The 14,380-nt window shown below is 61.5% G+C and carries 10 protein-coding genes; 1 reads left to right on the top strand and 9 read right to left on the bottom strand.

Annotated features, from left to right (window positions below; translation table 11 throughout):
- Positions 1–55: 55 nt before the first annotated feature.
- The 5 genes from KB221_07445 to KB221_07425 all read right to left on the bottom strand — a co-directional run bounded on the left by KB221_07445 (position 56) and on the right by KB221_07425 (position 7,776).
- Positions 56–2,362, bottom strand: a complete 2,307-nt coding sequence (locus tag KB221_07445) for a DEAD/DEAH box helicase family protein (GenBank protein WIY67954.1) — start codon at positions 2,360–2,362, stop codon at positions 56–58.
- Positions 2,359–3,579: a restriction endonuclease subunit S gene (locus tag KB221_07440; protein WIY70884.1), complete on the bottom strand. Its 1,221-nt coding sequence runs from the start codon at positions 3,577–3,579 to the stop codon at positions 2,359–2,361. Before KB221_07440 ends, KB221_07445 begins: the two co-directional genes overlap by 4 nt.
- A complete protein-coding gene (locus tag KB221_07435) occupies positions 3,579–5,072 on the bottom strand; it encodes a class I SAM-dependent DNA methyltransferase (protein ID WIY67953.1) in 1,494 nt (497 codons plus the stop codon). Before KB221_07435 ends, KB221_07440 begins: the two co-directional genes overlap by 1 nt.
- 1,339 nt (positions 5,073–6,411) lie before the next feature.
- Positions 6,412–6,540 carry a hypothetical protein gene (locus KB221_07430; GenBank protein WIY67952.1) on the bottom strand — a complete coding sequence of 43 codons (129 nt, stop codon included), beginning with the start codon at positions 6,538–6,540 and terminating at the stop codon, positions 6,412–6,414.
- Between the two features lie 111 nt (positions 6,541–6,651).
- Positions 6,652–7,776, bottom strand: a complete 1,125-nt coding sequence (locus tag KB221_07425) for a hypothetical protein (GenBank protein ID WIY70844.1) — start codon at positions 7,774–7,776, stop codon at positions 6,652–6,654.
- Between the two features lie 422 nt (positions 7,777–8,198).
- On the opposite strand from KB221_07425, the gene KB221_07420 reads away from it, so the two are divergent.
- Entirely contained in the window at positions 8,199–8,810 is a 612-nt protein-coding gene (locus tag KB221_07420) for a hypothetical protein (GenBank protein ID WIY70843.1), read from the top strand.
- A gap of 87 nt (positions 8,811–8,897) precedes the next feature.
- Here the strand turns inward: KB221_07420 and KB221_07415 are convergent, their stop codons facing one another.
- The 4 genes from KB221_07415 to KB221_07400 form a co-directional block, all read right to left on the bottom strand.
- Positions 8,898–9,152 carry a hypothetical protein gene (locus KB221_07415; GenBank protein ID WIY70842.1) on the bottom strand — a complete coding sequence of 85 codons (255 nt, stop codon included), beginning with the start codon at positions 9,150–9,152 and terminating at the stop codon, positions 8,898–8,900.
- 933 nt (positions 9,153–10,085) lie between these two features.
- Complete coding sequence (locus tag KB221_07410) at positions 10,086–10,757, bottom strand: hypothetical protein (protein ID WIY70841.1); 672 nt, start codon at positions 10,755–10,757, stop codon at positions 10,086–10,088.
- A 36-nt stretch (positions 10,758–10,793) separates the two neighbouring features.
- On the bottom strand, positions 10,794–12,842 hold the full coding sequence (locus KB221_07405) for a hypothetical protein (protein WIY70840.1): 2,049 nt from the start codon (positions 12,840–12,842) through the stop codon (positions 10,794–10,796).
- Positions 12,836–14,371, bottom strand: coding sequence for a hypothetical protein (locus KB221_07400; GenBank protein WIY70839.1), 1,536 nt, complete (start codon positions 14,369–14,371; stop codon positions 12,836–12,838). The genes KB221_07405 and KB221_07400 overlap by 7 nt, the downstream gene beginning before the upstream one ends.
- Positions 14,372–14,380: the final 9 nt, after the last annotated feature.

Below are 14,380 nucleotides of genomic sequence, written 5' to 3'. Positions count from 1 at the left end.
CTTAGCGGCCGGCGTTGGGTTTGAGGGTACTTTTCGCAATGTGCACTGAGAACGGCTACGGCGTGAAAAGCCCGCTCTGAAACTTTAGGAACGCCTCGCGGACCTTCGGCACGCCGCCGAGGCTCCGCGCGCCCTCGCTGACGCTGGCGTAGCGAAGCTCCAGCAGACGCGGCAGCTTGTCCTGATCCAGTTCTTCCACGCCCTGTTGCACGTACTGGCCCAGCACAAAGTCGAGGAAGGCCGTCAGCGCGGCGTCATACCCGTCCAGAACCGCGGCCTTGCGCGTCTCCACCCGCTCCGCCCGGCTGAGCGGCGGCAGGGCAAAGGCCACATAGGCCAGCACATCGAACACATCGCTGTCGGGCGCGTCGATGATCCGCGCCATTTCCTTCAGAGGCTCCAGCCCGAACCCGGCCTCCGCCAAGGATGTCAGCAGCGCCTTCCGCGTCTCCGGCGCGCCCCACAGCCGGCGCAACTCGTCCTCGTCGCGGAACAGCTCCGGCGCCTTGCCGAAGAGGGTCTGGATGAACTCCGCTGCTGACAGTGGCCGCCCGTCCGGCCCCCAGAAGCTGGTCGCGCTGATGTGCTGGATGGTCCGCGCCTTGCCGTCGGCCAGCTTGATGACGACCTTCTCCGGCCGCTCCTTCGGTTCCCCCGGCTCGCCGGGCCCCTCCGGCTCGTCAGGAGGCCCGAACGGCCCCTTCGGCGGGGCTGCGACCGGCTCCATCGGCTCACCGTCCCACTCCGGATCGAGGAAGTGCTGATACGCCCCCTCGAAGTCGTGGATGGTGAAATACTCCTTGCCGTCGAAAAGCCGCGTCCCGCGCCCCACGATCTGTTTGAACTCGATCATGCTGTTCACCGGCCGCACCAGAACGATGTGCCGGACGTTGCGGGCATCCACACCGGTCGACAGCTTCTGCGACGTGGTCAGGATGGTCGGGATGGTCTTCTCGTTGTCCTGAAACTGCCTCAGCCAGGCCTCGCCGATGGCCCCGTCCTCGGCGGTCACCCGGACGCAGTAGTTGGGATCGGTACTCTCTGACGTCTGGTTGATCAGGTCGCGCACCTTGGCCGCATGGTCCTGGGTGGCGCAGAAGACGATCGCCTTCTCGCGCGCTCCGATCTCCCGCATGAAGACGCCGACCCGGTACCGTTCGCGCGCCTCGATCTCAATGGTCCGGTTGAAATCTTTCGACTTGTACTCCCGGCCCTGCTCGGCGACCCCGCGAACCACCTCATCGTCCGGCGTCCACACATAGTCGTCCAGCGTCGTCTTGTGCTGGCGCACCTTGAACGGCGTCAGGAACCCGTCCTCGATCCCCTCGCGCAGCGAGTAAGTGTAAACCGGCTTGCCGAAATAGGCGTAGGTGTCCCGGTTCTCGTCCTTCCTCAGCGGCGTGGCCGTCAGGCCCAGCTGAACCGCCGGCGCGAAATACTCCAGGATCTCCCGCCACTCACCCTCGGCGTTGGCGCCGCCCCGGTGGCATTCGTCGATGATGATGAAGTCGAAGAAGTCGGGCGGATAGTCGCCGAAATACGCCTCCTCGCGACCGTCCGCGCCGGTCTGGCCGCTGGTGAAGGTCTGGAAGATCGTGAAGAAGACGCTGCCATTCTTGGGCACGCGGCCCTTCTTCCGGATCGCATCCGGCTTGATCCGCACCAGCGCGTCGTCGGGAAAGGCCGAGAAGGCGTTGTAGGCCTGGTCCGCCAAGATGTTCCGGTCGGCCAGGAACAGGATGCGCGGCCGCCGCGTCGGCTCCCCGGTCAGGCTCCACCGCGCATGGAACAGCTTCCACGCCAGCTGGAAGGCGATGAAGGTCTTGCCCGTCCCGGTGGCCAGCGTCAGCAGGATGCGCTTCCGGCCCTCCGCGATGGCGTCCAGCGCCGCCTGAACGGCGTTGTCCTGATAGTAGCGCGCTGACTGCAGCCCCCCCGTCGGGACCGCCGCGAACCGGTCGCGCCACGCATTCTCCTCGGCGAAGGTCGCGGCCCACAGGGCCTCGGGCGTGGGCCAGTCCGCAACCGGCCCTTCATTTCCCGTCTCCATATCGACCTGATACTGGCCGGTCCCGTCGGTCGAGAAGGCCCAGCGGGTCTTTAGCTTGCCGGCGTAGATCTTCGCCTGCCCGAGCCCGGCTGTGACGCCCTTGCCGGCGGCCTTGGCTTCTACCGCCGCCAGCTTGCGCCCGCGATAGCTCAGCACATAGTCCGCCGTCGTCGCCTCGCCCCGCTGCCCGGCGCCGAGAATGCGCCCCGGACAGATGACCTCGCGATTGACCTTGCTGCCCTCGACCACGCCCCAACCGGCCGCCTTCAGGGCGGGATCGATCAGGTCGGCGCGCGTCTCGGATTCGTTCATGCGGCGAGCGGCTCGCTTGTTAGTTTGCCGGTGAAGGCGCGGGCTAGGAGGGATTGCTTGAGTTCGGCAAGGGCAGCAAGCTTCTGAAGCCGGATTCTAGCTAAGGCCGAATATGAAACCTGCAACGCGTCCAATCGGTCGACGATGGCCGCTTGATCTTCGATCGCCGGCAGTGTGAACGAGAACGCCCCCAACTGACCTCCGCTAATGTGAGGAACCCCGCTTCCGGCCGCGTGATCTAGAACGTGCCTCTCGAATAGTGGGCTCGCAATCAGATGTTGTAGATAGCCGACCTTGAGGCTTGGTCTGCAACGCAACCTCGCCACTCGCTGCACCAAAAGGCTCGGTACGTCCTTCTCAGTCAGTCTTGCTTGCTTCAGGCCTGCCTTGATCCAAGGTCGGTCCATGGCGACGACCACATCGTCGACAGCGAGCTGATAGCGACCAAATTCGGAAGCGACATCCTTCGAGAGAGCCTTTGCATCAGCCCAACGGATAGCGCCGGGTATAACGTTATCGCCGCGTAATAGCCGGACGGAGTTAGGGTCGTTTACGTAATCGCTGCTCTTGAAAGCAAAGCCGACCAACATTTCGACTTGTTCAGCGAGTGTCACAACGCTCCCCAATCTCGGGAGTGAGTCGGTGAGAGTAGCCAGTCTTAGCTCTCGATCTTGTTCGAGCTGAGCCTCGACCACCGCTATGATCGCGTCGATGCCCCTAAATGCCTCGTCCAGATCGGCGACGATGCGCTTCTGCTCGGCGAGAGATGTGAGCGGGATGAGTAGTTTGCGCAGGTCGTCTGTGCTCAGACGGTGAACCGTCGCACCCTTTGATACCCGCTCAAGAAGCAGGCTTTCAGAAGCCTTCAAAAAATAGTGGAGATATCGGGTGTCCAGCCGTCCGCTTGGTACGAGCGCTTTGATGTCTTGGTTGATGGCCAACGGTCTGGTGGTTCTCGCCACAGGCACCGTGCGGGCGAGAATTCCCGATCGGACCACAACCAGAATACTGCCTTGCGGGATCAATGAAGCCGCGCTGTTTGCCAGTGCCTCCGGCGTGACATTATCTTGCGAAGAGCCGACGTCATCTGACTTCATGTCCTTCGGGGAAACCCAAGGAATGTCTCCACGCCAATAACTGTCTATCTTGGTGTCCGGCGTGCCTCCGCCACGCACGCTGACAAGATCACCCAGTGGAATAAGCGCCGGGAGCGGCATCACAACAAGGCCCTCACGCGCTCAAGTACGCGCGCGCTTTCGGCGTCCAACGCCGCTATCGCGTCCAGGATCTCACCCGGCGACCGCAGTTCCGCCGCCGTTGGCGCGTTGGGGTTTTTAACCGACAGGTCCCAAGTCTCGGGATCAACCTCGGTCGCCGCGATCGTCCAGCTCTTGGGCCCGGCCTCGGATCCCGCTTGCAATGCCACGAACTCCACCACGTCGGCATCGTTCAGCGCGTTGGTCTTTCCGAGATTGCGCCCCGGATCGAGCTGGTAGAACCAAGTGCGCTGCGTCGGCCGTCCCTTTTCGAAGAAAAGAACAACCGTCTTCACACCCGCCCCTTGAAAGGTGCCCTGAGGCATGTCCAGCACCGTATGGAGATCGCACGTTTCCAGCAGCTCCTTCCGCAGCGCCGTCGCCGCCTGGTCCGTGTTCGACAGGAAGGTGTTCTTGATGACGATGGCCGCCCGCCCGCCGGCGCGCAGCGAGCGCATGAAATGCTGCAGGAACAGATAGGCCGTCTCGCCAGAACGGATCGGGAAGTTCTGCTGCACCTCCGGCCGCTCGCCGCCGCCGAACGGCGGATTGGCCAACACTACGTCGAACCGGTTCTTCTCCTGAATATCGAGGACGTTCTCGGACAGGGTGTTGGCGTGCAGGATGTTGGGCGTGTCGATCCCGTGCAGGATCATGTTCATGATGGCGATGACGTAGGCGAGGCTCTTCTTCTCCTTGCCGTAGAAGGTCCGCCGCTGAAGCGTCTCGCGGTCCGCCGTGCTCTGGGCCAGCGGCAGCATGTGCTGATAGGCTTCGCACAGGAAGCCGGCCGAGCCGCACGCGCCGTCATAGATGCGCTCGCCGACCCGCGGCTTCACCACCTGGATCATCGCCCGGATCAACGGCCGGGGCGTGTAGTATTCGCCGCCGTTCCGCCCGGCGTTGCCCATCCGCTTGATCTTGTCTTCGTACAGCGACGACAGCTCATGCTTCTCGGCCTGCGATCCGAAGCTCAGTCCGTCGATCAGTTCCAGCGCGTCGCGCAGCGAATAGCCCGACTGGAACTTCGGCTGAATCTCGGCGAACACCTCACCGATCTTGTACTCAACGGTGTCCGGCCCGGCGGCCCGGGTGCGGAAGCCCCTCAGATACGGCCACAGTTCGGTGTTCACATAGGCGATCAGGTCCGGGCCGGTCAGCGCCTTGTCATGGTCAAATGCGCCGTCCGCCGTCTTCGGAGCAGCCCACACGCCCCAGCGATGTTCATCGTCGATGATCGGCGCATAGGCCTCGCCCTTCAGCCCGGCCTCGTCCTCGCGCTGGCGCTCCAGATCGTCCAGATATTTCAGGAACAGCATCCAAGACGTCTGCTCGGTATAGTCGAGCTCCGTCGTCTGCCCCGCCTCGTTGCGCAGCACTTTGTCGATGGCGTTGAACGTCTGATCGAACCCGCCACCCCGGCCGTTCGCTTTCGTCTTGGCCGCGCGCGCCATAGGCACTCCCCAACTGAGGCATGGTTCTAACTGCCGGTTGAGACCGGAGCAACGAAACTGTCAGTGCACTTTTCCGGATGTACCCTCAGCGCAGCTAGCACGTCGGATGGTACGTTCGCTGCTGCCACCAATATGGATTCCCGGGGTCCTCGGCGGCGTGCAGCTCATTCACAAGCCTCCGCTGCCAACCTTTCTATTCATCGAACGGAACCCAGACGACCCCATCGTAATCTGACGGCTTGACGATGCCTGGGCTAACCAGGCCGGCGCCGTGATGCGTGACGACATTCGCCATGAGATCGCCCAGGCAAACATCGCTACGCTTCAACAGGCCAAGCGGATGAAATGACGCGCTTGCCACGCGGGGGAGGAATGTTCTCAGGTAGGCTTCCCTCCGATCTGTGCGCGCGGCTTCGAGAAATCATCTGTGGCGACCTTATCGCCGTGATCGAAGTCGGGCTTTGGTGGAGCGGTTGCCGGGACCACCACCATCTTGGGAGGGTCTGGAGGACGCGGGGGCGTCTCCGCTGGGAAAGGCGCGCCCCGTTGCAGGAAGGCGCTTATCAGGCCCAAAACGAACCATGCCGCCAGCGAGGTTCTCGTTAGCGGAATACTGAAGGGAGGATTAGTCATAGCGACACCTATGAAGTTTTCCGGGCGAGAACGCGAGATTAGACGCGCCGTGGCACAGATGAAGGTTGAGAATTTGGGCGCAGAAAAGCGCCGTCAGATGGACGTTCATTAGAATTCACCTATATGGAATAAAGTAGTGGAGTTAGTCCCCGCAGTTAGGGGATGCTCCGTGTCAGCGGGGGCTCGTTACGCGTAATCACGATACCCTCCATTTTGAACGTGGGGATGTCCCCGTCTTCACCATGACATAAATCTCGCCACAGCCAAGGCTCCGCCCTATGCGTTTCGTGATCTAATTCCCTTGAGGCGGGAAATATGGTATATTTTGCCCAAAGATTGAGCGCAATTGTTTGCCCGCATTGGCTTAATTGTCAGCGACAGACGGGAATATTATTGCGGTAACGTTGCGGTGAACGGGTGGTCCGTTCTGCTACGTCGCAAACACGCTACCGTGAGGCGACCGCCATCCTGAATAGCCGACGGCTGCATTCCTCCCCGCGCTCCGTCACGGGACCAACAATATCAAGTATGTTTCGAACTACCTCGACCCCAGTCGTCCGCTGGAGGCGAGGTCCAACGTGTCAGCAAAATGGGCGACCGGTTTGCCCTCGAAACGACCTTCAAGGTTCGGGCCGGTCAGGGTCTGGGCACTCCGATCTCATAAATACATAATGACGGAGATCAACACCGCCGCCCTCACAACGCCCTAAATGCCCATCATGCGACAAAGGTCGTCGAGGCCCGCGAGTTCATCGGCTCTGAAGCCTTCAGCGAGTTTCGCGGTCGCCTCGAAGCCATTCTCGCCGATGGGCTCCCCGAGGGTCAGCTTCGCCAAATGGTTCAGGCGGCGGTCACATCGAGCGACCGACCTCGCCGTATATGCGAGCTGACGGGTTCGGCAGAGTGCGTTTGTCTCGATCTACCCTCAGTCTCGCCTAACCGTCTCTCAGGGCACCGCAGGCGGCGCGGTAGGCGCGGTCGGACAGACAAATCCGCCGGCTGCGATCACCGCTTCGCAATACCGCAGCTGGTTGCGCAACTGCCGTGCCTGTAGCTCGGCAGTTTCAGCCCTGAGATCATTGATCTCGCTCGCCTGCTCCGCAGTTCGCCACGCCGAATAGTCTGTCACAGCCGTTTGCGCTGCCGTCGCGAACGCTTGCGCGCGGGCCTCGGAAGTCGCGGCGAAAGTGAGCTGGCGACCGAACGCGTCGAAGCTTGCACCTGACGTCAACTGCTCACCAAATCTCGGCGCGAGCCTCAAGGTTCTCCACTCGCCCCACTGCGCTAAGGGCATTGCTGCGAAAGCCAAACGCGGACTTGCCAACGCGAGCCCCTGCGCATTGACCAGTCCCTGATCCGCATTTGACGAGATCGTCAGCGTCACCGGATGTGGGGTCGGAAGAACCAAACAGTCAGTCCTGCAACTGCTTGCGAGCGCACTGAGATCAGAAGCTGCGGTGATTGTCGGGCCATTCGGAGACTGGCTCGCGGCTTCCCAGTGCAGCGCGAACAGATTGTCACTGGTCCCGACCGTACCTGTGATCCACTTGGAGAGCGCCGGATTGCCGCCCCAACGCAACGTGCCGATCGGCCCGTCGAACTGGATGTTTTGCTCGAGCGCTAGCGAGAGATGGTCGGTTCGAATTCGAACAAGCTCTGCCGCTAGAAATGTGATCCGCTCCTGGAGTTCCTTGGCCGGCAAGCTTGGTGCTTCTGAGAGCAGATCAGCTCGGTGAGCTTCAATTCTGCGTCTAAGCACTTCGACGCGGCGTAGTGCTTCAACAGTGTCGCCATTGCAGGTCGCCGCCCCGGCCGGGGCTGTCGCCGCCGCCTCCTGATCAGCCTTGTCCTTGTTCGTCGGGTTGAACTTGAGAGACGAAAGGCTGATGACCACTTTGAGAGCTGAGACAGCAATGTCGAGCGTTCGATCGGTCGCGCCTGCATTGATCGACTTGATCGTACCGTTCTCATGCAGCGCGACGTCTACATTTCGGCGCGAGAACCATCGGCTCGGCGGCGTGTCAAAGGCGAAGTCGACCGGCGAACTGGCTCCGACTGGTGTGATGGTCACGGTTGGGACTGCTCGTGGACCTGACGAGCACGATACCAACAGCAGGTCGAGACGAACTTTCGCAACCGTCGCAGGTAGGGCGTAGCGAAAACCGCGGGAGGACACCGTCTGCTCAGGCGCGGTCTGATCGTTAGCGTCTGCTTGCTGCAACGAGACCCGCGCAGTCGCTGGCGTTGCGAGTAGGCATGCCGTCATGCCGACAGCGACCATTCTTGTGATCATCATGCTGCTCCCCTTTTGCGATAGCGAAAGGGGAACATCGAACTGCGTAACACGCAAGCCGAGAATCAGCGTTCTCTCAACGCCATCGCATCTCGTAGCTGTTGGTCAGCGCCGTCGCGCAGTGCGATTTTCCGAATGTGCACTGAGCCACTAGGCTTTGCATTGAGGCCCGTCGTTGGCCCTGGTTTGGATCGCCTATCGTGCAACTCACAGACTTTGAACTGGCGATCGCTCAAGAGCTGGCGAAGCCACGGGAAACCGAACTTCTCATTTGCCTGAACAGCGATGGAACTGTGGAAGTTGATCGCGTTGAGGGGGCTACGGATCGGGCTGAACTTACTGATCTGATGAGGGTTGCGATGGCCTCGGAAGGCGTCAGATTGTGGCACAACCACCCGAGTCGAGGTTCACTGAGCTCGGCAGATTGGAGGCTCGCGGTCGCTAATGTCGGCATCCGCTCAATCGCCGCTGTGAATGACTCCGGCACCGTGTTCCTTGGGTCTGTGAAAGACCGAAGCCGTCTCGATCCTTCCTTGTTTGATGACGCAGCTGGGATGGGAGAGCACCCACTAACTCTCCCGATCATCACCAAGGACAGCTTCAACGACATGGTGCACATGACCTTTCTTGCTTCCCATTTGGCGAACCAACAGGCGTGCGACGACGGCATGATTTGCTACGCCGCCGCACTAAGCGATTATGACCAGAGCCTCTGGGATACCGCTCAGGCAGAAGGCCGAACCGGCATGGCGGCACAGGCGATCCGGGAGCACTTTCAAAGAGCTCGATCGTGCGTACGCGATCAAATTTAGAACGATCACCTGCGTCCCTGCTCGCACCATTTAGTGCGAGATCCCTCATCTACCCTGAGCGACCCACGCTGTACCCAAGGCCGCGCGCTAGCCAATACAGCTGGGTATCTCCGGCATGTCGACGGCGTCGTACACCTCACCCACCTTGGCGAAGGTGACGATCGCTTCGCGCACACCCGTGTATTCCACACGGATTGTCTGTCCTTTGCGGCCCGGCAAGATGCGAGCTTCGACGGTATCCCCTTCGCCGGTCGCTGACGCCCCACTGCTGTCATAGCCTGTGCTGAGTTGTGCAACTCGACTGACTGGTCGCGCCGTCGTCAGCTCGACCAGTTCGGTCACCTCGCAAGAGACCCCCTGCCCTCCTCCGGCAGAGACCACCACAAGAGTGGGAGACGGCATCAAGTCAGAGCGCACAGACCAATTGGGCGCCTCGCCCCACCCGCCGCCTGCGATAAGCCCAGGCCAGCCACCGGTCTTCTCGAAACCATCGGCCGTGCGTGTCAGATAATGGATCGCGAGAGATCCGGCGCTAGCATGCGCATCGCCCCCCTGCCCACTTGAGACCAGCGCAAACCGATCCCCGCCCAGCGGCACGAGCTTCCCAGAGCGATAGACGTAAGGGCCCGGGTACCCGTCAGGGCCTTCCACATTCTCAACCGGCGGCGCGCCGCCCCAAGCCGTCCGGAATGCCATGGCAGTCAGTTGCTCATCTGAAACCGCGGCGACCTGGCTCTCAGCAGATGGCTGCTCTGCGGCTTGTTCAACGTCAGCAGCGGGAGGGGCGTTTTCGCCGCAACTCACCACTACCAGTGACGCAGCTGAGAATAGCGCGATAGCCGAAACGCGGCTCATGAAAGGCCGGGACATAAGAGGTGTCGGGGGGGTGGTCATACGCGGTACTCCTGTTTGCACGAAGAGTCCTCAAAGGCTCGACACGCGACAATCAACTACGGCGCAAACCTCCGAGAGTTCATGGAGTGCAGCGTCCGCCAGCAAGGTCGTTCAGACACAGCCAAAGCGGCTTCCAGAGCCAGCCCCAGCCGCTGCTCAAGCAAGCTGAAAGATATTTACACGCTTTAAGGTTGAAGGATGGATGAAGAGACCTGCAACTCTCGGGGCGCCTGCGCCGGGTGGACCGGCCATCGTCACGACCGGCGACCGAAAGGCCTAGCTCAGTGCGAAATCCCCCATCTACACTGAGCAACTGAATTTTGGCTTCGACGAGAGGTGAGAGCAGCGAGGTGAACCGTCACCTCGCTGCTATGAATTGACCTAGAGCTCGACCGCGCGCGGCTGAGCCGCGTGAGCATCCGCAGGAACTTCCACCCCGCCCCTTGAGAGCAGAGTACGCATCGTCCCCGCCATCGACCGCGTAGCATCCACCTGCTGCCCTAGAAGCCCAGCCGCCGTTCTGAGACTGCCGACACGTCGCAAGAGCATTGGATTCGACTGAATGCTGCTGATCAGTTGCGGTGCCTGTTCGGCGAGCTGCACATTGCGCGCCATGCCAAGAGCGAAATTGTACGCAGCCGAAAGCATCAACTGCTGCTGTTCCCGTGTCATCGCATCATACGCCGCTTGCGTGGCGGTCTCATCGCCATAGTTCAGCGCGATGGCCGCCGCGTTCTCCGTAAACGACGCACGGTGCGTATTCAGCTCACCAATATCGCTGGCTCCTTGGATCGTCGCGATCTGAGCGCGAATAGCGTCGCGTTCGGTATCAGTCTTCTCTGCATTTGCGAGCACCAGCGCTGCGATCATCATGAACTTGGTCGTCTCGATCGTTTCGGCGAGAAACGCGTCTGGATCGACTGCAGCGGCGGCGCTTGTCCGGCCGCCCGGCAGCAAGCCGCGTAGCTGCCCAATTTGGGCGGAAGCCGGTGCTGACGCGGCGACAAGTGAACTAGCGACGACAACGGCTACGGCAAACTTTGATCGGTACATAGTTGGTGCCCCTCGATGTTGATGTACTGCGTTCGCCTAGAGTGGCGGAACAAGTTGACGCGCTGATGCGCGCGCGAGCTTCGTGACTTCTTCGGCAAGGTCGATCTGTAGCGATCGGTCTCGGTACTGTTCGGTTGAACCGGCTGGGATGGCGCTCGCCGACAGCGCGGCTTGAAGCCCCCCGCCTCCAACTCGCGCACCGTTTTGCCGCAACGTGTAGCCGACCGTCAGATCATAGCTACCGACGACAAACTGCCCCCTATCTGGGCGCTCGCCGCTCGAGGTGACCTGATGAACCGGTTCGAAACAAATATCCGCTGCCGGCGGTGCTAGCACCCCTAGGTCCGTGGAGCCGCCAAACTGACTTTCAAGGCCAAAGACGCGCAGTTCTTGATCGAAGGTCGCGATATGCACCGCGCCCGAAAACTCACCTGCAAAGCTGTTCACAGCAATCTGCTCGAACAGCGGTTGCGTGATGGATCCTCGCACACTGACGCTCGGTCGCCCGTCGGTCAGACATTGAGCGAACAAACGGCGAGATCGCGTTCCACGCCCGGCAGCCTCGTAGGCGACCTGGTCGCCGCTCTGTATTCTCGGCGTTTCAACGCCCGCATATCGAGCCACCGCTTCGGCGCCGTCGCTCGACACCACCTCAATGCTCGTGACGGGAGCCCACACATCACCGGTGATGCCTGACATGCGCCCAACGCGACGAACCACCACAAGGTCGACACCCGCGCTGAGCACACCCCCCGCGTCGGTAATGCGAACCTCTTCGCGCGACGGTGAGGTTTCCAAGCGCAACGGCGATGGTTGAAAGGTCGTTGAAAGCTGCGTCGCAGCTCTGATGATCGCGTTATTCACTGCAGCGTCTCGACGCTGCTCGGTTGACGGAGCCATGCCGCCCACGATCTCATCAACCTGCCGATCGACGCCCTGCGCCGCAAACACCACCCTACCCTCGTGGTTGATGACCTCGACGAATGCGCGTGCCTCCTGCACCCGACGGCGAACGCCGCCAACGTTGGTGTCAGCTTCTATCGGCTCCAGCGCCGCAACAGATAACCTCAGGAAATAGTCGGGCAGTGTACGTGGTCGGCCCGCAACGCCGGCCTGGGTAAGCGCTGGATCCCTGATGAGAGGCAGACTGTGATTCACCGGCATAACGGCAAAGCCAGCGGCGTCGCCGAGCGCGTCTTCCATACGCGACGTCAGATACGCAGCAGCCAAACCGTCTGACGCTTGCGCAACGACGACCATCATCGACGGTCTCGCGAGATTATCGACCGGCTGCGCGACTTGGCGAACAAGAGCCTGACCGACAGCCAGGCTCCCGAGCGCTGGTTCAACGATGGAATAGTTTGCGTCGGCGAACACGACCGTCGCATCTGCACCAATCTGGTCGCCTTCCCTCAACCCGCCGCGCCGTCCAACATCAAGCACATACCGTTGGCCCGCCCGGCCACGCACCACACCAGTGATTGAGTTCGGCCGAAACTGAAGCGCCGCAGCCTCAACGAGAGCGTTGATCGCCCGATTGAGGTGGTCAGGAAATTCTTCGACGGCGCGCGCTTCGTAACCTTCGAATGTCATCTCGCCTTGCACGTCGATCGAATAATTCTCGACCATCATGACCTCGCCGGTCAGCACGTTGGTCAGCAGGAGGCTGATGGTGATCGGCATGTGCACGTCAAGGACGCTGCGTTTGGGCACCGCCCATAAATCAGCGCGCGACAGGTGCAGCGATGCGACGACAGTCTGCGAAAGCATCGCTTCGCGAGTCAGACCAGCAGGCAGAGCCTCATCGAGTCTGAGGCGAATGTTGTCGCCGAAACGCGAGATCATCAGCGACTCGAATTGCCGGCCCCAAGCCGCTCGCTGTTCGATGCTTGCAAACTGAGCGCAAAGCGCTGGTGCGATTCGAACCGAACTCGCCGCAGCGCCCGTCACACATGCCGATTGATCCGGTCCGAACAGGCCGGCGACGGGGTGAATCTTTAGCGTGCTTTCCTGCGCGGTGACCGCGCTCGCGGCGAGCCAACCGCACACCGCGAACCAGACGACGCGCCGTCGCAACGTCAGCACCCGGACAGGCAAACGATCACTTGCTGGCCCACAGACTCGGTCTTCATTTCCGTGAATGCAGGGTTTGATCTGAGGCGCTGGTAGAGTGCGAGGTGCAACGGCATCGCGCCGCCGTAGCGCACCTGCAAGCTCATCTGGCCGTCGGATTGGCCGAGAAAGACTTGGCTCTCGACGCCTGGCAAGCCCGTCAACGCATCGAGAAAATCAGCCTGAGCCGCCATCGTCAGGTCAGCCGCTCGTACCGTGAGTGTGTAGTCAGAAGGCCCTGCGCTGGCCGCGACCCGCTCGGCTTGGTCGCGGTTCTGTCGGCGCCAATAGTTTTGAATCCGCGGCCCCATCTCTTCGGCCGCCTGTCGAGCCAGTGCCGTTGAAAGCTGATCAGCGCAAAGCTCGTAGTCGCTGGCCGACATTGGGGCGGACACGGTCGTCGACGCTACGTCGGCCATGTCGGCAGTCGCGAAAGTCGCAGCCGTCAGCCGCCCACTGCAAGTCGCGGCACCGGTCGCGGGATTTCGACCATCATAACGAATGCTGAGCTCGCCCCCCATGAAGAATGGCGCGTCTGCGCTTCGAGCGGCGTAGCTGAAGAAGTCCCTCAGCCCCCCAGACTGCCTCAACTCGGAATACAAAGGCGTAGGTCCAGGCGAAAAGCTCGCAAGTGCGCCGACCGCATTGCTGGTCGCGACGCCGTACCGCTGCAAGCTACCCGTAAGAGCGGCCATCGCAGCGTCACCTGTTCGGCTGGACGCCGCTGACTGATAGGTGATGCGTTGGCGATAGCTGACGTCATCATGCGTGCTCGCCTGGACGTCGGTTCGATCAATCAGCGAGCTCGATTCTGCCGAGGCGGCGGATTCGCGCGACCTTGCCGCACTAGCGCCACTAGCAGACGCTCGCGCCGCGGCAGAGCCGTAGCCGTCGCTGTAGCCACCCGCCGCAGCGCCTTGATACGTGCTACCGCGCGCCGCGCTTGAGCTATATGCGGACTGGCTTCGTTCGGAAGCTGCCAAAACCGAAGTGTCGTTGAACGACGAACCGCTATCGCGATCGTATTCGGTTACGACCTCAACCGGTCGCTCGAAGTCTTGCGCCGTGCCGACAGACTCGTCGAGAAGAACAAGAATCCGCTGGCCTTGACCACCCGCGCGGTCCGTCGAAGATCGAATTCCCTCGTCATCGAGCAGCTGTTGAAACCACGCGCGATCGATGCGCGCTGACAACGTCGTCCTGAACTCCTGCCCCACGCGTTGCGATGAGCGATCGACGATCATTTCCGGCCGTATCTGCGCCGCAAGCCGTCTGAGCAGCTCGGGCGAAAGTTCGCCAAGACGTTCATCGCCGATCGCCTGCCGCACCATCGCACGAACAAGATCTAATCTCGCATTGTCTTCCGAGAGCGTCCGAACCGCGACCAGGTCCCGCGTGACAGGAGCCGAACCACCACCGCTGACAACGTTCTCTTGCGCGCTGAGCGGGGTTGCGAAGGCGACGGCGGCCACCAGGCATGCTGAGAAGCGGTTGATGCGCATGTTCGTATC

Origin of the sequence: Aquidulcibacter paucihalophilus (assembly GCA_030285985.1) — a bacterium.
Taxonomy (GTDB): domain Bacteria; phylum Pseudomonadota; class Alphaproteobacteria; order Caulobacterales; family Caulobacteraceae; genus Brevundimonas.
The sequence above is the reverse complement of the archived record's forward strand: the minus strand, read 5'-3'. Positions and strand labels throughout refer to the sequence as shown.